The sequence below is a fragment of the Gilliamella sp. CG25 genome, from assembly GCF_046635705.1.
GTDB lineage: Bacteria > Pseudomonadota > Gammaproteobacteria > Enterobacterales > Orbaceae > Gilliamella > Gilliamella apicola_I.
The window spans coordinates 97875-119317 of record NZ_JBIDFJ010000008.1; the positions used below are offsets into that span (position 1 = coordinate 97875).

The 21443-nt window shown below is 37.6% G+C and carries 18 protein-coding genes and 1 tRNA gene; 14 read left to right on the forward strand and 5 right to left on the reverse strand.

Annotated features, from left to right (window positions below):
• Positions 1-25 precede the first annotated feature (25 nt).
• The 11 genes from ACGH6P_RS07805 to truB all read left to right on the forward strand — a co-directional run bounded on the left by ACGH6P_RS07805 (position 26) and on the right by truB (position 13203).
• Positions 26-1588, forward strand: coding sequence for an anthranilate synthase component 1 (locus tag ACGH6P_RS07805; RefSeq protein ID WP_411597189.1), 1563 nt, complete (start codon positions 26-28; stop codon positions 1586-1588).
• A complete protein-coding gene (gene trpD, locus ACGH6P_RS07810; RefSeq protein WP_411597190.1) occupies positions 1588-3219 on the forward strand; it encodes a bifunctional anthranilate synthase glutamate amidotransferase component TrpG/anthranilate phosphoribosyltransferase TrpD in 1632 nt (543 codons plus the stop codon). Before ACGH6P_RS07805 ends, trpD begins: the two co-directional genes overlap by 1 nt.
• Before the next feature lie 13 nt (positions 3220-3232).
• Entirely contained in the window at positions 3233-4615 is a 1383-nt protein-coding gene (gene trpCF / locus ACGH6P_RS07815) for a bifunctional indole-3-glycerol-phosphate synthase TrpC/phosphoribosylanthranilate isomerase TrpF (protein WP_411597191.1), read from the forward strand.
• A 22-nt stretch (positions 4616-4637) separates the two neighbouring features.
• Positions 4638-5831 (forward strand): tryptophan synthase subunit beta, encoded by a 1194-nt coding sequence (gene trpB, locus ACGH6P_RS07820; RefSeq protein WP_267379270.1) that lies wholly within the window; start codon positions 4638-4640, stop codon positions 5829-5831.
• Complete coding sequence (trpA, locus tag ACGH6P_RS07825; RefSeq protein ID WP_411597193.1) at positions 5828-6634, forward strand: tryptophan synthase subunit alpha; 807 nt, start codon at positions 5828-5830, stop codon at positions 6632-6634. The genes trpB and trpA overlap by 4 nt, the downstream gene beginning before the upstream one ends.
• Positions 6635-6870: 236 nt before the next feature.
• A tRNA-Met gene (locus ACGH6P_RS07830) sits at positions 6871-6947 on the forward strand.
• 189 nt (positions 6948-7136) lie between these two features.
• The gene (gene rimP / locus ACGH6P_RS07835) at positions 7137-7598 is read left to right on the forward strand and encodes a ribosome maturation factor RimP (RefSeq protein WP_065559534.1); all 462 of its coding nucleotides are present in this window, start codon (positions 7137-7139) and stop codon (positions 7596-7598) included.
• A 16-nt stretch (positions 7599-7614) separates the two neighbouring features.
• Entirely contained in the window at positions 7615-9090 is a 1476-nt protein-coding gene (gene nusA, locus ACGH6P_RS07840) for a transcription termination factor NusA (protein ID WP_065559533.1), read from the forward strand.
• 17 nt (positions 9091-9107) lie between these two features.
• Entirely contained in the window at positions 9108-11774 is a 2667-nt protein-coding gene (gene infB, locus ACGH6P_RS07845; RefSeq protein ID WP_411589987.1) for a translation initiation factor IF-2, read from the forward strand.
• A gap of 69 nt (positions 11775-11843) precedes the next feature.
• Entirely contained in the window at positions 11844-12221 is a 378-nt protein-coding gene (rbfA, locus tag ACGH6P_RS07850; RefSeq protein ID WP_065559531.1) for a 30S ribosome-binding factor RbfA, read from the forward strand.
• 67 nt (positions 12222-12288) lie between these two features.
• Positions 12289-13203, forward strand: a complete 915-nt coding sequence (gene truB, locus ACGH6P_RS07855) for a tRNA pseudouridine(55) synthase TruB (RefSeq protein WP_411597195.1) — start codon at positions 12289-12291, stop codon at positions 13201-13203.
• Positions 13204-13274: 71 nt separating this feature from the next.
• Here truB and ACGH6P_RS07860 read toward each other — a convergent pair whose 3' ends face one another.
• A complete protein-coding gene (locus ACGH6P_RS07860) occupies positions 13275-14324 on the reverse strand; it encodes a LacI family DNA-binding transcriptional regulator (protein WP_411597196.1) in 1050 nt (349 codons plus the stop codon).
• Between the two features lie 177 nt (positions 14325-14501).
• On the opposite strand from ACGH6P_RS07860, the gene ACGH6P_RS07865 reads away from it, so the two are divergent.
• The 3 genes from ACGH6P_RS07865 (at position 14502) to dnaB (ending at position 17771) form a co-directional block, all read left to right on the forward strand.
• Positions 14502-15521: an aspartate-semialdehyde dehydrogenase gene (locus tag ACGH6P_RS07865; RefSeq protein ID WP_267350513.1), complete on the forward strand. Its 1020-nt coding sequence runs from the start codon at positions 14502-14504 to the stop codon at positions 15519-15521.
• The gene (gene truA / locus ACGH6P_RS07870; RefSeq protein WP_411597197.1) at positions 15508-16299 is read left to right on the forward strand and encodes a tRNA pseudouridine(38-40) synthase TruA; all 792 of its coding nucleotides are present in this window, start codon (positions 15508-15510) and stop codon (positions 16297-16299) included. Before ACGH6P_RS07865 ends, truA begins: the two co-directional genes overlap by 14 nt.
• Before the next feature lie 62 nt (positions 16300-16361).
• A complete protein-coding gene (gene dnaB / locus ACGH6P_RS07875; protein WP_411597208.1) occupies positions 16362-17771 on the forward strand; it encodes a replicative DNA helicase in 1410 nt (469 codons plus the stop codon).
• Positions 17772-17847: 76 nt separating this feature from the next.
• Here the strand turns inward: dnaB and ACGH6P_RS07880 are convergent, their stop codons facing one another.
• From ACGH6P_RS07880 to ACGH6P_RS07895, 4 genes are read right to left on the reverse strand one after another with little or no spacing between them, the layout of a single operon-like run.
• A complete protein-coding gene (locus tag ACGH6P_RS07880) occupies positions 17848-18678 on the reverse strand; it encodes a metal ABC transporter permease (RefSeq protein WP_411597198.1) in 831 nt (276 codons plus the stop codon).
• 2 nt (positions 18679-18680) lie between these two features.
• On the reverse strand, positions 18681-19541 hold the full coding sequence (locus tag ACGH6P_RS07885) for a metal ABC transporter permease (protein WP_267350507.1): 861 nt from the start codon (positions 19539-19541) through the stop codon (positions 18681-18683).
• Complete coding sequence (locus ACGH6P_RS07890; protein WP_411597199.1) at positions 19542-20438, reverse strand: manganese/iron ABC transporter ATP-binding protein; 897 nt, start codon at positions 20436-20438, stop codon at positions 19542-19544.
• Entirely contained in the window at positions 20438-21358 is a 921-nt protein-coding gene (locus tag ACGH6P_RS07895) for a metal ABC transporter substrate-binding protein (RefSeq protein ID WP_267360655.1), read from the reverse strand. The genes ACGH6P_RS07890 and ACGH6P_RS07895 overlap by 1 nt, the downstream gene beginning before the upstream one ends.
• Between the last annotated feature and the right edge of the window lie 85 nt (positions 21359-21443).

Here is a 21443-nt window from a genome sequence, read left to right on the forward strand (position 1 = left end):
AAAATTTGATAATAGTGAGTCGACAATGAATAAGCCAACTTTAACCCAGCTAACTAAAACTATTTGTTATCATCAAGATCCGACGTTAGTATTTAACCAATTATGTGAAAATCGTCCTGCAACGTTATTGCTCGAATCGGCTGAAATTGATAATAAGCAAGGTATTAAAAGTGTCATGATTGTTGATAGTGCATTACGTATCTCGGCAATAAACACGCAAGTGACTTTTGAAGCCTTGACCACTAATGGTGAAAAGTTGTTACCTTTATTGCACCATGCTTTTGACGAAAAGGTCATTAAAACATTCGATCATTCCCAAAAATTAACCTTGAGTTTTCCAACGATTAATAGCATGCAAGATGAGGATTCTCGTTTAAAGTCGCTATCGATTTTCGATGCGTTAAGAACTTTACTTAAAATAGTAAATATCCCTGAACATAGTAGCTCGGATGTCATATTTGTTGGTGGGTTATTTTGTTATGATTTGGTGGCAGGATTTGAAAACTTACCTATTTTACCAACAGAACAACGTTGCCAAGATTTTTGTTTCTATTTAGCGGAAACCCTATTAGAAATTAATCATCAAGATCATGTATCAATTTTGAAGGCTACCGCTTTTACGTCAGATCAGATTGAAATATCTCGCTTAACTCATCGTTTAGCTGAATTAGATGCGACATTAAGCAAGCCGATGAAACCAATTCAAACCCAATCACTGGCAAGCATTGATGTTACGTGTAATAAAAGTGATGACGATTTCAACACGGTTGTAAAAAAAATGCAAGATGCTATCCAACAAGGCGAAATTTTTCAGGCAGTGCCTTCCAGACGTTTTACGTTACCTTGTCCAGCCCCATTATCGGCTTATCAAGTGCTAAAAAATAATAATCCAAGTCCATATATGTTTTATATGCAAGATCGTGATTTTGTCTTGTTTGGCGCATCACCTGAAAGCGCGCTTAAATATACTAAAGCGACAAATCAAGTTGAAATCTACCCGATTGCTGGTACTCGCCCTCGAGGATTAACGGCGAATGGTGAAATTGATTATGATTTAGACAGTCGATTAGAACTTGATATGCGTACCGATAAGAAAGAGTTAGCAGAACATTTAATGTTAGTTGACTTAGCCCGTAATGATTTAGCGCGTATATGTCAACCCGGTACTCGCTATACTAAAGAATTATTAAAAGTTGATCGTTACTCTTTTGTTATGCATTTGGTATCAAGAGTGGTGGGACAATTAAGACATGATTTGGATGCCTTACATGCTTATCAAGCAACAATGAATATGGGAACGTTAACGGGAGCGCCGAAAGTTCGAGCCATGCAATTAATTGCTGAATCGGAAAAAATTAAACGAGGTAGTTACGGTGGAGCGGTTGGATATTTTACCGCCAATGGCGATTTGGATACTTGCATAGTCATTCGTAGTGCCTACGTGGAAGCAGGAATTGCAACCGTTCAAGCAGGTGGGGGGGTAGTGTTAGATTCAGAACCACAATTTGAGTCTGATGAGTCACGTAATAAAGCTCGTGCCGTTGTTCGTGCGATTATGGCAGCACATCATGTAGAAGGTGTATTTTAATGGCTAATATTTTATTTATTGATAATGTTGATTCCTTTACTTATAACTTAGTCGATCAACTGCGTAATAGCAAACATTGTGTCACTGTTTATCGTAATACGATTCCAGCCGACGTCATTATTGAAAAATTATCTCAAATGCAAAATCCTATTTTAATGCTATCACCAGGTCCCGGTACGCCAAGCGAAGCAGGATGCATGCCAGAACTACTTAAGCGTCTGAAAGGAAAATTGCCAATAATTGGTATCTGTCTTGGTCATCAAGCAATTGTCGAGTCCTATGGAGGAAGTATTGTACCAGCAGGTGATATCTTACATGGTAAAGCATCGCTTATTGAACACGATGAACAAGCTATGTTTAAAGGGTTACCCAACCCACTACCTGTTGCTCGATACCATTCATTAAAAGGCGAAAATATTCCAAATACACTCACCATTAATGCACTTTGTAATAATATTGTAATGGCGGTGCGCAATGATCATGATCGGGTTTATGGCTTTCAATTTCACCCCGAATCAATTTTAACGATTCAAGGTGTAAAATTGTTAGAACAAACGATTGAGTGGGCACTCAATCCACCACAATCAGAGTCACAATCGAAACCTGAGGCCATTATTGATAAACAAGAATACAACATTCAACCTATTATTAATAAATTGTATTTAGGACAAACATTAACCCAAAATGAGAGTAAAATTCTATTTAATCTTATTATTCAAGGCAAAATTGAACCAACCGTTTTAGCAACTGCGGTGATTAGCATGAAAGTAAGGGGTGAAAAACCTGATGAAATTGCTGGCGCTGCTCAAGCCTTGCTGGAAAATGCGGATAGTTTTGATATTCCCGATTATGACTTTACCGATATTGTGGGAACCGGTGGCGATGGCACCAATAGTATTAATATCTCCACAGCAAGCGCTTTTGTTGCAGCAGCATTAGGCTATAAAGTGGCTAAGCATGGTAATCGTGGTGTATCAAGTAAATCGGGATCGTCCGATGTATTATCCGCTTTAGGGATAAAGTTAAATATGCCTGCGGAAGCATCTCGTAAAGCATTAGATGAATTGGGGGTCTGTTTTTTATTTGCTCAACAATATCATTCAGGCTTTCGTCATGCTGCGCCCGTACGTCAGCAATTAAAAACAAGGACTATTTTCAATGTGCTTGGGCCGTTGATAAATCCGTCCAGACCTAAACGTATTTTATTAGGAGTTTATCATCCCGATTTAATCACACCGATTGCTGAAACGCTAAAAATGCTAGGTTATACTCATGCTTACGTGGTACATGGATCTGGAATGGATGAAGTTGCTATTCATGGTGAAACCCAAGTGGCTGAAATTCGAAATGGCAATATTCGTTATTTTACTTTGACACCACAAGATTTTGGGCTAAAACAGTATACCTTAAAAGACATTGAAGGCGGTACACCTGAGATGAATCGTGATATGTTAATAGCCATTTTACAAGGTCATGGTAAACCGGCGCATGAAGCAGCCATTGCTGCTAATGTCGCCATGTTAATGAGCCTGTTTGGTCAGTCAGATTTAAAACAAAATGCGCAGCAAGCAATTGATATGATGCATAGTGGCAAAGCCTATACGCTGTTACAACAATTAGCAGCAAGGTAAAATGGAGAGTAACATGGTTGTAAATACATTAACCGAAAATGTTGAAATGGCGACTGTTTTAAAACAGATCATTGATGATAAAAAGCAATGGCTAATCGAACAAAAAAAACAAAAACCACTAGACACATTTCAATCAGAAATTAAACCAAGTGATCGTGATTTTTATCAAGCCTTAAATCAGCCTAAAACGGTGTTTATTTTAGAGTGTAAAAAAGCGTCACCTTCAAAAGGCTTAATTCGTAACGATTTTGATCCAGCGAGTATTGCTAAAGTCTATAAAGATTATGCTTCGGCTATTTCTGTACTGACTGATGAAAAATACTTTCAAGGTCGTTTTGAATTTTTGCCAATTGTTCGCAACGAAGTGACACAACCCGTTCTATGTAAAGATTTTATTATTGACGAATACCAAATCTATTTAGCGCGTTATTATCAAGCAGATGCTATTTTATTAATGCTATCTGTTGTTACCGATGATGAATATCGTCATTTAAGTCAGATTGCTCATCAACTTAATATGGGTGTACTAACTGAAGCGAGTACTGAAAAAGAAGTCGAACGAGCCATTGAACTTGGTGCTAAAGTCATCGGTATAAATAATCGTAATTTACGTGATTTAAGTGTCGATTTAAATCGGGTCAAGAATTTGTCTAAAACAATTCCGACGGATCGCATCATTATCAGTGAATCAGGTATATACACCCATAATCAGGTGAAAGAACTCAGTCAATTTGCTAATGGTTTTTTAATTGGAAGTGCATTAATGTCGGAATCTAACTTAGCGATAGCGATTCGAAAAGTTATGTTAGGTGAAAATAAAGTATGTGGTTTGACGCGAACAGAAGATGCTGTTGCGGCTTATCAAGCTGGCGCTGTTTATGGTGGATTAATTTTTGTCCCCCAATCACCACGCTATATTTCACCCATTAAAGCGCGTTCGCTTATGTCAGTGGCTCCACTTAATTGGGTTGGTGTGTTTAAAAATGAAGACATCGAGCAAGTAAGTCAAATTGCCAAACAATTATCACTTTATGCCGTTCAATTACATGGCGATGAAAACGAAGAGTATTTACAAACCTTACATCAACAGCTGCCTCAATCCTGTCAAATCTGGAAAGCGCTAAGTATTAGCGATGTCATCCCAGAACATCATCATCCGCTAATTAGTCGCTATATCTTTGATCATGGAGCAGGGGGAACAGGACAACGTTTTGATTGGTCATTACTAAATGGACTGGATTTAAATAATGTGATTTTAGCGGGTGGTATAAATCCACAAAATGTCAAATCTGCATTAGCCACTAAAGTTATTGGCGTTGATATTAATTCCGGTGTGGAAATGTCTGCTGGTATTAAAGATAAACAGAAAATTAAAGCCGTATTTGAACAAATTTAATTAATTTTAAAAAGGAATGGTTATGTCTAAATTAAATCCTTATTTTGGTGAATTTGGCGGGCAATATGTCCCTCAAATATTGATGCCTGTACTTGAACAACTTGAGGATGCTTTTATCTCTGCGATCAACGATCCCAGCTTCCAAAAAGAGTTTAACAATTTGTTAGTTAACTATGCAGGTCGACCTACAGCACTCACATTATGTAAAAATTTAACGGCGGGTACGAAAACCAAACTCTATTTAAAACGAGAAGATCTTGTGCATGGTGGGGCACACAAAACAAATCAAGTATTAGGGCAAGCTTTACTAGCCAAAAGAATGGGAAAAACGGAAATAATCGCCGAAACCGGTGCAGGGCAACATGGCGTTGCGTCGGCTTTAGCGTGCGCACTATTAGGTCTAAAATGCCGCATTTATATGGGGGCAAAAGATGTTAAGCGCCAAGCACCCAATGTTTTTAGAATGCGTTTAATGGGCGCAACAGTCATTCCTGTTGAAACAGGTTCTGCAACATTGAAAGATGCTTGTAACGAAGCATTACGAGACTGGTCAGGTAGTTATGAAAAAGCACATTATATGTTAGGCACAGCTGCCGGACCGCATCCGTTTCCGACCATTGTCCGAGAGTTTCAACAAATGATCAGCCGTGAAGCAAAACAGCAAATTTTAGAAAAAGAAGGTCGCTTGCCTGATGCTGTCATTGCTTGTGTTGGAGGGGGGTCAAACGCTATTGGAATGTTTGCCAATTTTATTGAAGATAAATCGGTCAGATTAATTGGTGTTGAACCGGGAGGTCATGGTATTGATAGTGGCGAGCATGGCGCATCATTAAAACATGGTAAACTAGGCATTTATTTTGGGATGAAATCGCCAATGATGCAAACCGATGAAGGACAAATTGAAGAATCTTATTCGATATCTGCGGGTTTGGATTTTCCGTCGGTAGGACCTCAACATGCATATTTAGACAGTATTGGACGGGCTGATTATGTATCGATTACTGATGACGAAGCATTAGCGGCCTTTAAAGCTCTATCACGTAGTGAAGGCATAATCCCCGCATTAGAGTCATCGCATGCCTTAGCGTACGCTATTAAGATGATCAAAGAAAATCCAAACAAAGAACAGTTATTAATTGTCAATTTATCTGGTCGTGGGGATAAAGATATCTTTACTGTTTATGATATTTTAAAAGCAAAAGGAGAAGTCGAATGAGCCGCTATCAAAAACTATTTGATAAGTTAAAGCAAGAAAAACGAGGTGCATTTGTTCCTTTTGTTCCCGTTGGTGATCCCAATCCAAAGCTCTCATTACAAATAATTCAAACATTAATTGATGCGGGTGCTGATGCATTGGAACTAGGCATTCCATTTTCGGATCCCATGGCGGATGGTCCAACTATTCAAAACGCCAATATTCGGGCATTTCAAGGCGGTATCTCCGTTGATAAATGCTTTAAAATTTTAACCAAAATTCGACATGATAATACTCATATTCCTATTGGATTACTCATCTATGCTAACTTAGTGTTCAAAAATGGTATTGATAACTTCTATGCCAAGTGCGCTAAAGCAGGGATAGATTCAGTATTGATTGCAGATTTACCTGTTGAGTATGCGCAAGAGTTTATAGGCTCAGCTGAAAAAAATGGTATTGCCCCTATATTTATTTGTCCACCTAATGCCGATGATGAAGTGATTAAAAATATTGCTAAATATGGTAAAGGGTATACTTATTTGGTGTCTCGCGCTGGTGTTACAGGAACTGAAAATCGTGCCAATAAACCCCTTACCCATTTATTGAAAAAACTCATTGAATTTAATGCACCTCCTGCTATTCAAGGATTTGGTATATCTGATCCTAACCAAGTGAGTGAAGCAATTAAATCGGGAGCAGCGGGAGCAATTGCTGGTTCTGCGACAGTCAAAATTATTGAGCAACATTTGGATAACCCTCAAAAAATGTTGCATGAATTAGCCATTTTTGTCAATAAAATGAAAAATGCAACTATAAAATAGCCTCCAAAAATCGTTATTTAATATTAATCACAAAAACACGTTTTTCCGCTGAAAAATCAGCGGAAATCCTTATGATTTCATTAGAAAATATTATAATGTAATTTAATGTGAGTAATTAAAAAAATAAGACAAAATGACTATCTGAAATATTTCAATAACTTCAAGTAAAACTGTTAAAAAAGCGTGATTTTCAGTTGCATTTTTTTCAAAATATAGTATACTCATCAACCATCTATCGCGGGGTGGAGCAGCTTGGTAGCTCGTCGGGCTCATAACCCGAAGGTCGTTGGTTCAAATCCAGCCCCCGCAACCACTTAACTTTTCATCCATAACCATTTATCCTGTTATTATTGCATGAAAGTTCGAAACAAGTGGCTTCATTATAGTTAGTTTTAAATGTAAGCCTCGCATGTCGAGGTTTTTTTACGTTTCGATTTAAGCGTAAGTTTTTAAGGAATGTTGGGCTTCATGCCCTTTTTTATTTTCTGCAGTGGAGGTTTGTTTGGCTAATATAGAGCAACAATTGACCGATATCATTCAAGAGCCTGTTAATGCGCTTGGTTTTGAATTAGTCGGTATTGAATATATCCGTGGCCGTTACCCAGTGTTACGAGTTTATATTGATAGTGAAGAGGGTATTTCTGTTGATGATTGTGCTGATGTTAGCCGACAAATTAGTGCGGTACTTGATGTCGAAGATCCTATCAAAGATGCCTACAATCTTGAAGTCTCATCGCCAGGTATGGACAGACCATTATTCACGCTTGAGCATTATAAACGTTTTATTGGTGAAGAAATTACGATGAGTTTACGTATCCCTGTTGCTAATCGTCGTAAATGGAAAGGACATATTAAATCCATTGATAATGAGATGATTACATTAACAGTTGATAATAATGATGAGGTATTTGCTTTTAGTAATATACAAAAAGCAAACATTGTACCTAATTTTAACCTTAAATAGAGTACGGGTGTAAAGGATGAATAAAGAAATTTTAGCTGTTGTTGAAGCGGTATCAAATGAAAAAGCACTTACGCGAGATAAAATTTTTGAGGCGTTAGAAACCGCATTAGCGACGGCAACCAAAAAGAAACATACAGTTGATATTGATGTTGTCGTTAAGATTGATCACAAAACGGGTGATTATGACACATTCCGTCGTTGGCTTGTTGTAAACGAAGTCACTCAACCGACGAAAGAAATGACTTTAGAGGCTGCGCAATACGAAGATCCTTCAGTAAAAATTGGTGATTACGTTCAAGAGCAGATAGAATCGGTTGCCTTCGACCGTATTACTACGCAAACAGCCAAACAAGTGATTGTGCAAAAAGTTCGTGAAGCTGAACGTGCGATGGTTATCGACATGTTTAGAAATCGAATCGGCGATATCGTAACGGGAATTGTTAAAAAGACTAATCGTGATAGCGTTATCCTTGACTTAGGAAATAATGCTGATGCGATGATGTCCCGCCATGATATGTTACCACGCGAAAACTTTCGTATAGGCGATAGGGTTCGCGGGATCTTATATTTAGTTGAACAAGATAATAAACCGGCACAACTTTGTATCAGTCGTTCAAATCCACAAATGATGGAAGAGTTATTCCGCATTGAAGTACCAGAAATTGGTGAAGAAATGATTGATATTAAAGGTGTTGCTCGTGATCCAGGCTCACGTGCTAAAATCGCAGTAAGCAGTAATGATCGTCGTATCGATCCTGTTGGTGCTTGTGTTGGGATGCGTGGTGCGCGTGTTCAGGCTGTATCCAATGAATTTGGTGGTGAGCGTATTGATATCGTTTTATGGGATGACAATCCGGCACAATTTGTAATTAATGCTATGGCGCCTGCCGATGTAGTTTCTATTGTTGTTGATGAAGATAAACATACAATGGATGTTGCTGTCAATGCCGACACTTTACCACAGGCAATTGGTCGTAACGGTCAAAATATTCGTTTAGCTTCGCAGCTGACCGGCTGGACATTAAATGTCATGAGTACCGAAGATTTGCAAGAAAAGCATCATGCAGAATCATTTGCAGCAATTAATAATCTGATTAAACATCTGGACATTGATGAAGAGTTAGCAAAACTTTTAGTAGAAGAAGGATTTACTTCACTGGAAGAACTTGCTTACGTTCCTGTTGATGAATTGCTTGAAATTGAAGAACTTGATGAAGAACTCGTTGAAGCATTAAGAAATAGAGCCAAAGATGCATTAACTACAATAGCATTAGCTAATAGTGGTGATAAACGACCTGCGCAAGATTTATTAGATTTGCCAGGTATGACACAAGAATTAGCCTATCAATTAGCCCAACATGATGTAATCACCTTGGAAGACTTAGCTGAACAAGGTACAGATGATCTAGTCGGGATTGAAGGTTTAACAAGTAATCAAGCTGGCGACTTTATTATGGCTGCTCGTAATATTTGTTGGTTTGCAAATGAATAATTGAGGGATAGTAATACATGACCAAAGTATCAATCGAAACACTGGCTCAAGAGATAAATACTCCAGTGCAAACACTTTTGCAACAGTTTGCTGATGCAGGTATTAAAAAAACTGCAACAGATACTGTTACACAAAAGGAAAAAGAAGCTTTGCTTGCGCATCTAAATCCTCAGCAAGGCCCAACAAAATTAACGTTACAACGTAAAACACATTCTACCTTGAATGTATCGAGTGGCGGTGGCAAAAGCAAAGAAATTAAAATAGAAGTACGCAAAAAACGTACAATTGTTAAGCAAGATCCTGCTGAACTTGAAAAAGCACGACTTGAAGCTGAACGCAAAGCCAAACAGGAAGCTGAATTAAAAGCACGTAAAGAAGCTGAAGCGCAAGCACAATTAGCTGCTCAAGAAGCCAAAAAACGTGAAGAGGCCGAAGCTGAAAAACGTGCACAAGAAGCAAAAGCGAAAGAAGCTGAAAAAGCAGCAGAACAACCAGTGACACCTAAGGTAAAAAAAGCACAAGAAGAAAAAGCGCGTCTTGAAGCCGAAGCTAACGAAATTAAACGTAAAGCTGAAGAAGAAAATCGTCGCAAACTAGAAGCCGAAGCTAAACGCATGGCTGAAGAAGCGCGAAAATTAGCAGAACAATATAGTGATGCTGATGATAATGACAATGACAACAATGGTGATGAAGAAGATTATCATGTTACTACGTCTAAATTTGCACGCGCAGCAGAAGACGATACCGACCGTGAAGTTGAAAGCGCACGTGGTCGAGGTCGTAATGCAAAACAGACCAAACAGAAAAAAGGCAGCAAATTATCTGAAGGTAAAGCAGAACGTGAAGAAGCCCGTGCTGTTACTCGTGGTAATAATAAAAAGAAAGGTAAAAGTACCTTACAACAAAGTTTTAATAAACCTGTACAAGCGGTTAACCGAGATGTAGTTATTGGTGAAACGATTACCGTTGCTGAACTCGCTAACAAAATGGCAGTAAAAGGTTCAGAAGTTATCAAAACGATGATGAAAATGGGAGCAATGGCAACCATTAATCAGGTTATCGATCAGGAAACAGCTCAGCTAGTTGCTGAAGAAATGGGACACAAAGTCGTTCTTCGTCGTGAAAACGAACTAGAAGAATCTTTAATGAGTGATCGTGATACGGGTGCGGAAAAAGTGTCACGGGCTCCGGTTGTGACCATTATGGGACATGTAGACCATGGTAAAACTTCATTGCTTGACTATATTCGTAAAGCAAAAGTTGCCTCAGGCGAAGCAGGTGGTATTACTCAGCATATCGGTGCTTATCATGTTAAAACAGCAAATGGTGAGATCACTTTCTTAGATACACCGGGACATGCGGCATTTACTTCAATGCGTGCTCGTGGTGCAAGAGCAACTGATATTGTTGTTCTTGTCGTGGCAGCTGATGATGGCGTCATGCCTCAAACTATCGAAGCAATCCAACATGCTAAAGCTGCAAATGTACCTATGGTTGTTGCCGTAAACAAAATCGATAAACCCGAAGCCGATCCAGAACGTGTAAAAGGTGAACTTGCACAATATGGTGTCATGTCAGAAGATTGGGGTGGAGACACACAATTTGTTCATGTATCAGCTAAAGCAGGAACAGGTATAGATCAACTGCTTGAAGCCATTTTGTTACAAGCGGAAGTGCTTGAACTCACAGCTTACGAAACCGGTATGGCTAGTGGTGTGGTTATTGAATCATTCCTTGATAAAGGTCGTGGTTCTGTTGCTACAGTACTTGTTCAATCAGGAACATTACGTAAAGGCGATATCGTTCTATGTGGGTTTGAATATGGTCGTATTCGTGCAATGCGCAACGAATTAGGTAAAGAAGTGACTGAAGCAGGTCCATCAATTCCTGTTGAGATTTTAGGTCTATCGGGCGTACCTTCTGCTGGTGATGAAGCAACAGTTGTACGTGATGAAAAGAAAGCACGTGAAGTGGCATTATATCGTCAAGGAAAATTCCGTGACGTTAAACTTGCTCGACAACAAAAAGCGAAACTCGAAAACATGTTTACTAACATGACTGAAGGTGATGTATCTGAACTTAATATCGTGCTAAAAGCCGACGTTCAAGGTTCGGTTGAAGCAATTTCTGACTCACTACTTAAACTCTCAACTGATGAAGTTAAAGTTAAAATTATTGGTTCGGGTGTTGGTGGAATTACCGAAACGGACGCATCGCTTGCTGCGGCTTCTAATGCCATAATTTTAGGCTTTAACGTACGTGCCGATGCTTCAGCTCGTAAAGTGATTGAAACAGAAAATTTAGACCTTCGCTACTATTCAGTTATTTATGATCTGATTGATGAAGTGAAACAAGCCATGAGTGGTATGTTAGCTCCAGAGTACAAACAAGAAATTATTGGTCTTGCCGAAGTCCGTGATGTGTTTAAATCACCTAAATTTGGTGCAATCGCTGGTTGTATGGTTACTGAAGGTGTGGTTAAACGTCATAATCCAATCCGTGTTTTACGTGATAACGTGGTTATTTATGAAGGCGAACTTGAATCACTACGTCGCTTTAAAGATGACGTTAATGAAGTTCGTAACGGAATGGAATGTGGTATTGGTGTACGTAACTATAATGATGTTCGTGTTGGGGATTCAATCGAAGTCTTTGAAACTATCGAAATCAAGCGTACAATTTAATAACGATGACATTACCATGTTATAAGCAAGGTTTATGCCTTGCTTATTCATATTTTAAGGAAAATAGATATGGCAAAAGCATTTAATCGCTCTTCTCGTGTTGGACATGAATTGCAAAAAGAGATTGCAATCATACTACAACGCGAAATCAAAGATCCACGTCTAGGCATGGTTACTGTTTCGGGTGTTGATATCTCACGCGACCTTTCCTACGCGAAAGTATTTGTAACTTTTTTAAATGATGATGATCCGCAAGTTATTGAACAAGGTCTAACCGTACTCAATGATGCGAAAGGATATATTCGAACTTTAATAGGCAAAGCAATGCGTTTACGCATTATTCCTGAAATCAAATTCTTTTATGATGAATCATTGGTTAAAGGTATGCAAATGTCTAGTTTAGTCTCTGATGTTATCAAACAGGATAACGAACGTCATAAAGATTAACATAAAAAATGCCATGATTTTAAACTAAATCTAGTTGGTTTTATTTTTTAAGATAAAGAAATTAACAATGAATATTAAAAAAATTCGCCGTGAACTTCACGGCGTTTTGTTATTAGATAAGCCGCAAGGCATGACCTCGAATGATGCTTTGCAAAAAGTCAAAAGACTCTTTAACGCTAAAAAAGCAGGGCATACAGGTGCGCTCGATCCTTTAGCGACAGGCATGTTACCCATCTGTTTTGGTGAAGCGACCAAATTTTCTCAATATTTGTTAGATTCTGATAAACGATATCAAGTTATTGCTAAACTAGGTGAACGAACAGATACGTCAGATGCAGACGGTCAAATCATCTGTTCTAAACCTGTCAATATTACTCAATCACAAATTGATGAAGCGTTAACGCATTTTCGTGGGGATATTTTACAAGTGCCAACCATGTTTTCGGCATTAAAGCACCAAGGTAAACCACTTTATGAATATGCTCGGCAAGGCATTGTCATTGAACGAGAAGCAAGACCCATTACCGTTTACGAAAATCAATTTATCCAATTTGATGCCAATACTCATGAATTAACTTTAGAAATACATTGCTCTAAGGGAACGTATATTCGAACGATTATTGATGATTTAGGAGAATTACTGGGTTGTGGTGCACATGTCATTTATTTAAGACGTCTGCAAGTTTCTAATTATCCCATTCAACAAATGGTAACTTTAGATGCACTACACAATTTAGCTGATAAAGATACTTTGTTAATGCCAGTAGATAGCCCAATGAATGCGTACCCAAAGGTCACACTCACTGAACAACAAGGTAAGCATATTTTATTAGGTCGAACGATAGAAATAGATACGGTCATTAAGGATGAGATAACTTCACCTCAAGAAACGTTAGTCAGGATTTATCAAGATCAAACATTTATCGGGGCGGGCGTTCAGATAAAAAATAAACTCTCACCAAAACGATTGATATCATCATAGTCATAAAACAGAATCCAACAGAAATAAACGTTCTGCTACTATTAATAATAGCGACGATGTTTAATTATAGACTAGTTAATAAATAGGGATTCTGTTTCAACAAGGTGGTATTGCAAAGTTGATGCAGTTTTTTGTTTGAGTATGTCACAAAGTAAACGGGCTGATTTTCTTCCCATTTTAGCTAAAGGTTTATAAATTCGGCTAAGCTGATCTAATTCATTATATTGACGATCTTTTGAATGATTAATATAAGTAATAGCGATAGGGGTCGTTAGCTGCTCCTTGCTTTGATTCACTTGATGCAATATTCCCAGTACCGCAGCAAAAGGGTGTTGAGAATTTTTTTGATCATAATATTGTTCATCCAAATAATTTAAATGAATATTATCCGAGCAAATAATCGCAGTGGGTGGTTTGTTACTTTCTATTAATTTTTTGATAGCCGATCGCCCTTGCTCATAACTAAAGCAATGATGAATTAGGTAATTAGGATCAAACTTAATGTTAGACCTCAGAAGGGCTTGCTGATAACCTTGTAAAAAAAGAGTTGAACTCTTTTTATGACTGTCATTGATGATAACTGCGATTTTTTTATGTATTTGATGCACTAAATATTGAGTAATATTATAGGCTATGGTCAAGTGATCGAAATAAACGCAATTAAAATCAAGCGAAAAATGGTTAACTAAAATAATAGGTGGTAAGGTGGATTTGTAGTTTTTGAGGATATCTAAATAGGGAGCATCATTAATGATCACGATACCATCAAAAATGTTTTGGGTTGCATATCGAATTAAATGATGAATATCATTTGGGCTGGAATAGGCGAAGCGTAAATAAAAAAATTGGTATCCCGCTTCTTTTAAACCACTTTCTAAACCAATATTGATTAAGCTTTGCGAGAATAATTGATTATCAATAATTAAAATTTTTTGCGTTTCACACTCTACATGATAGGGTTTAGTATTAAAGGGTGTATCAATCCCCAACTCCTCAATTGCTTTATAAACACGTGATTGTGTTAATGCAGAAGTTAAATTGGGCGTGTTTAATACTCTTGACACGGACGCAATTGATAAATTTGCCTTTTGGGCAATCACAGCTAAAGTAACTTTATTCATAAAATAAGATTTTAACGTGTAACATGGTGCATCACTTTAATCATAATTTTATAATGTGTAACGGATAAAAAATGAATTTGTCGATCTCGCTTCCAAAATTAATAGCTCTTTTTTTTCAGCTATCCTCACAAATATAATGTTATAATCTTCGATAAATTTTATTGATTGGGTTTATATATGTCAGCATGGAATATTGCCATTGTTGGTGCGACAGGACAAGTAGGTTCTGCGCTCATTGAGTTACTGCAAGAGTATACTCAAAAAAATCATAGTATTGAAATTGATAATCTCTACCTAGTCGGCAGTGATAACAGTGCTGGCGAGATTATTCGATTTGCAGGTAAAAATTTAACGGTTATTGATAGTGCTCAAATGGACTTTAGTCAATGCCATTTTGCTTTTTTTGTCGCGGGTGCGAAAACCAGTGAAAAATATGCTCAACAAGCAGCACAAGCAGGATGCATTGTGATTGATGCAAGTGGCTACTTTGCTGATCAAGATCATATTCCACTGATTGTGCCACAAGTGAACAATCATGTTTTAGCTGAATACCGTAACGAAAACATTATTGCGGTAGCCAGTGCCCCCGTTTCTCAATTACTTCGCTGTGTTGCACCTTTAACGGATATCGAGTTACTCACTAATTTGCATGTAACAAGTTTCATTCCCTCTTCAATGTATGGCAAACCAGGCGTTGAAGAACTGGCTGGTCAAAGTGCTCGATTATTAAATGGTATGCCTGTTGATAATGACTTATTCGACAAACAGCTTGCTTTCAATCTGTTGCCTATTTCACATGAATCTGATAATTCATCATACGGTGAAAAATCACTGATAAATCAGATTCGTAAAGTTATCAATAATTATCAGCTACCAATATCGATTGAATCTGTTATTGTTCCGGTATTTTATGGACTTGCTCAAGCGGTAAATGTTTCTAGCAGTTTACCGATTGAATTAGATATGGCACGTTTTAGCGAATATGGTGTTGAATTACAAGGGGATACGCTTTCAACTCCTGTTACTGAAGTTAATGCCGAATCAGAATCTAATTTGACGATTAAATTATCCAATTTAAGGCATAGTTTTGGTCATTATGAACAAATCCAATTTTGGTCGGTTGCTGATAATATTCGCTATTTAGGTGGAATAATGCTCATCCAGACGCTTGAGATGCTGATTAATGACTACCTCTAAAATTGCACTGGGTATTGAATATGATGGCAGTGGATATTTTGGTTGGCAACGCCAACAATCCGTTGATTCAGTCCAAGAAAGATTAGAGTCTGCTTTATCGGTTATCGCCGATGAGCCTATTACGGTTTTTTGTGCAGGTCGAACGGATGCGGGGGTCCATGCAACAGGACAAGTTATTCACTTTGAAACAAAAGCACAACGATCTTACAGTGCTTGGACAATGGGGGTCAATTCCCACTTACCATCAAATATTGCGGTGCGGTGGTCTCAACCTGTTGCGGAAAGTTTTCATGCAAGATTTAGCGCAACTGCTCGACGTTATCGTTATGTGATTTATAATCACCGTTACCGTCCTGCAATTTTATCAAAAGGGGTTACGCATTACTATTTACCCCTTAATGAAAAGCTCATGCATGAAGCTGCACAATATCTGTTAGGAGAAAACGACTTTTCATCATTTAGAGCTGCACAATGTCAGTCGTTAACGCCTTGGCGAAACATTCATCAAATTAGTGTAACCAGACAGGGTGACTATGTGATTGTGGATATAAAAGCGAATGCGTTCGTACATCATATGGTAAGGAATATCGTCGGCAGTTTGCTAGAAGTTGGCGCTGAAAATCAAAAGCCGCAATGGATTGATGATTTATTGAAAGCTAAAGATAGAACACGGGCGGCAGCAACAGCAAAACCGGAAGGTTTGTATTTAGTTCAGGTGGATTATCCACTAGAATATCAAATACCCAATCTTGCATTAGGCCCCTTATTTTTGAGCTAGCTAAATGATAAGCTTAAATATGAATCAAATTAAAAAAGATGAATCTAATGAATACTGATGAAATCATTACCAATAAAGACGGTAATAATCAAAATGCGAAAAACGCAAAACTACATAGCTTAAAGTTGCCTCCCCATTCCATAGAGGCAGAGCAAGCTGTTCTCGGTAGTTTAATGCTGGATAATCAGCGTTGGGATGTCGTTGCTGAAATGATAACCGAACGGGATTTTTATTCACGTCATCATCAACTTATCTTCGCTGAAATGCATATTTTAGTGGGTAAAGGAACACCAATAGATTTAATTACGCTTTCAGAAAGTTTAGAAAGTAAGGATTTGCTTGCTGACGTGGGGGGATTTGCTTATTTAGCTGAATTATCAAAAAACACCCCGAGCGCCATCAATGTTGTGGCATATAGTGATATTATTCGGCAACAAGCTATATTACGTGAACTTATCAGCGCATCAAATGAGATTGCAGATAACTGTTATGCGACAGAAGGGCGAGACAGTAGTGAAATATTGGATTTAGCTGAAAGTAAAATCTTTCAAATTGCTGAAAGCCGTACCAAGCAAGGAGAGGGGCCAAAAAGCATAACTGAAGTGCTGGAAGCGACGGTTGCTAAAATCGAAGAACTGTTCCAGCGCCCACATGATGGTGTGACTGGTGTTTCTACAGGTTTTCTTGATTTAGACAAAAAGACGGCTGGCTTGCAACGTTCAGATTTAATCATTATTGCCGCACGTCCTTCTATGGGAAAAACAACTTTCGCCATGAATTTGTGTGAAAATGCAGCAATGATGCAAGAAAAACCGGTATTAATATTCAGTTTAGAAATGCCTTCAGAACAAATTATGATGCGTATGCTCGCTTCACTTTCTCGAGTAGACCAAACACGTATTCGTACTGGTCAATTACAAGATGATGATTGGGCTCGTATTTCAAGTACCATGGGTATTTTGCTTGAAAAGAAAAATATTTATATCGATGACTCTTCCGGATTAACGCCAATGGAATTACGTTCACGTGCCAGACGTATTTATCGGGAACATAAAGGGTTAAGTATGATCATGGTCGATTATCTACAGCTGATGCGTGTACCGAATATGTCTGAAAATCGAACGTTGGAAATTGCTGAAATATCACGATCATTAAAAGCATTAGCAAAAGAATTACAAATTCCGGTTGTTGCACTATCACAGTTAAATCGTAGTCTTGAACAACGGGCAGATAAAAGACCAGTGAATTCGGATTTACGTGAATCCGGATCGATTGAACAAGATGCCGATGTAATCATGTTTATTTATCGTGATGAAGTGTATAACGAAGCCTCTGAACACAAAGGAATTGCCGAAATTATTTTAGGTAAACAGCGTAATGGTCCAATAGGTAAAGTAAGATTAAAATTCCAAGGTCAATTTTCACGCTTTGATAATTATGCTGATTCCAGCAAATATATGGATGATGAATAGTTAAAAAATTCCTAAGCGAAAATTGCGTAAATGTCATGACGACTAACAAGTCACATTTACGCAATTTTATTAATGGTTAATTTTGACGGCTTTTAATATAGGCATAACTTTGTGTAAAAACAAAAACAGTAGCTTGTAGAATCACAATGCATGCACTGGTAGAAGCATCTAAATGATAACTGATCAATGTTCCCATAACGGTTGAAAAGACAGAAATTAACACCGCAATAACTAACATTCTTTCAAATCGTTTACTGATTAAAAAAGCAGTAATACCTGGTGCAATCAACATAGCAATGACCAATATAACCCCAGCTGCTTTTAGCGATCCTACAATAGTTAAAGCTAGAATACTCAGTAATCCATAATGTAATAATCGAACGGGTAATCCAACCACTCTTGCTTGAACAGGATCAAAACAATAAAGCATGAGATCACGACGCTTAATGATAACAATAATAGACACGACAGCAGCAATAAAAATAATCTGTATTAATTCTGCATAACTTGTACCAAGTACACTACCAAATAAGATATGGTTCAAATGTTGCGACGTATCAACTTTAGAAAATAACACTAAACCGAATGCAAACATACCGGAAAACACAATTCCCATGACGGTATCTTCTTTAATTCGGCTGTTTTCTTTTATATAACCGGTAGCGACTGAGCAAAATAAACCTGACACAAAAGCCCCGATAATAATGGGAATTCCGGCTAAGAAGGCAAGTACAATACCGGGTAATACTGCATGTGATATAGCATCGCCCATCAATGACCACCCTTTCAAAACTAAAAAGCACGATAGTAGGGCACAAACTATACCGGTTGCAAGCGCGGCTAAAATGGCTCTTTGCATAAGAGGAATTGTAAAAGGATGAAAAATAAAATACCCTATATCAGTCATACTTAATCCCCTTTACTTAAGCGAAGTTGTCTAATTTTGCGGCGATTAGAAATTAATCCTTGTTTAGGCGCAAATAAAAAAGCAAAAATAAAAACTAACGTTTGCAATGTAACAATAACGCCACCTGTTTCACCATTTAAAAAATAACTAAACCACGCTCCAATAGCACTGGTTAGTGCACCAATTATTACCGAAATAATCAATAAATGTGAAAATCGATTAGTCAGCAAATAAGCGGTTGCACCGGGCGTGACAACCATTGCAATAACTAAAATTGCCCCAACCGTTTGTAAAGCTGCAACTGTGCAAGCACTTAAAATAGTAAAAAAAAGGATTTTTAAAGGTAAAGGTCTTAAACCGATTGATCTGGCATGAATTTCATCAAAAAATACAACTAATAAATCCTTCCAGAATAGTAATAAAAGTACAACCGAAACCAATATGATAATCTGCACTTGCCACATATCACTATCATCAATACCTAAAATATTACCAAAAATAATTGTCTGGGCATTAATAGAAGTCGGATTTAATGAAAGAATTAATAAACCAATCGCAAAAAAAGTAGAAAAAATAAAACCAATAATGGCATCTTCTTTTAATCGGGTCATTGCTCTTACCATGGTAATAGAAAGTGCTGCCAATAATCCCGTAAAAAAAGCGCCTACCGAATAAGGTAAACCCAGTGCATAAGCTCCGGCAACACCAGGGACCACTGAATGAGATAAAGCATCGCCCATTAATGACCAGCCCTTTAACATTAAAAAGGCAGATAAAAAAGCACAAGCTGCGCCGACAATGCTACTTACCCAGATGGCTTTTAGCATAAAGTCATAACTAAATGGTTCAAGAAGGAGTTCCATTTATTGCTGTCCTTTTGGTTCATGATCATGATGTTCAACAAGTAAATCTTGATGAGGGGAATCATCTTTACCTTCACCATAAAATATTGCTGCACGTTCATCATCGGTTAAAATAGATACCTTGCGAGGATCTTCATCTTCATGTAACTTTTCACCCGAAAGACTTAAATAACGCAAAGCACCGCCAAAAGTAGTCATTAAATTTTGAGGGGTAAACGTGGATTGGGTTGATCCAAAAGCAAGAACAGTTTGATTAATCAAAACAACTTGATCACAAAATTCAGGCACACTACCTAAATTATGGGTAGAAACTAAAATTAAATGCCCCTCATCACGAAGATCCTTCAAAAGTTCAATAATGGCATTTTCTGTTTTAACATCAACCCCAGTAAAAGGCTCATCTAATAAAAGTACTTTACCTTGTTGAGCTAACGCTCTGGCTAAAAATACACGTTTTTTTTGACCGCCAGAAAGCTCGCCAATTTGTCGATGTTTAAATTCGAGCATATCTACACGCTTTAGGGCAATATCAACTTGTCTTTTATCCTCTTTACTTGGAATACGTAAAAAAGACATATGTCCATAACGTCCCATCATTACTACGTCAGACACTAACACAGGAAAATCCCAATCAACATCTTCCGTTTGGGGTACATAAGCAATAATATTTTGTTTTAATGCTTGTTTTACAGGCGTATTATTAAAAGTCACTTGTCCCTTAGTTGGTCGTATCATCCCCATAATGCTTTTAAACAGTGTAGATTTACCACTACCATTAACGCCAACCAGTGCACATATAGTGCCACCATGTAAGCTAAAACTTGCATCATGAATAGCAGTGTGACCATTATTATAAGTCACAGTAATATCATCAACGTTTAGGCAAATTTGAGTCATCAGTTTTCAAACCCCTTAGCTATTGTTTCAACAGTCACTTTTAATAAATCGATATAGGTTGGTACTGGGCCATCTTTAGTTGAAAGTGAATCAACATATAACACACCTCCATACTTAGCACCTGTCTCTTTACTTACCTGCTTAGCCGGTTTATCCGAAATCGTACTTTCACTAAAAACAACCGGAATATTATTTTTACGGACCGTATCAATCAGATTTTTAACTTGTTTAGGTGTGCCTTGCTGCTCAGCATTAATCGGCCACAAATACGCTTCTTTAAGATTATAATCTCTTGCCAAATAACTAAAAGCCCCTTCACTGGTGACTAACCAACGCTGAGATTCTGGAATTTTGGCTAGGCGTTCTCTTAAAGGCGCATCAAGAGCTTTAATCTTAGCAACATAATCGGCAGCATTCTTATTGTAAATATCGGCATGTTTCGGATCATATTTAACAAAAGCTGCACGAATATTTTCAATATAAGTTAAAGCAAGTGTCGGAGACATCCAAGCATGTGGATTAGGATTACCTTTATAACTTCCTTCCTGAATCGGCATAGGGTCAATTCCTTCTGTTACCGTAACCGAAGGAACATCTTTAATATCTTCAAAAAAACGCTTAAACCAAAGTTCTAAATTAAGTCCATTCCATAATACTAAATCGGCAGAAAGTGCTTTGGTAATATCTTGAGGGGTTGGATCATATTCATGAATCTCGGCACCAACTTTAGTGATTGACTCAACTATCGCTGCATCGCCCGCAATATTTTGTGCGATATCTTGAATCACGGTAAATGTCGTAACAACTTTAAATTTTTTTTCTTCAGCGATTGCAGAATTAGCCACGCCAGTAAGAATAATTAATGATGTAAAAATCAAATTTAATAAAGTTTTACGACTTTTGATAGAATTGAATTTCATTAGCAACTCCTATTTAATAATATACTCAATCATCTTCAAGATACCGAGAAATCAAGGAAAACGTGAAAGCTAAAAAGAAATCCTT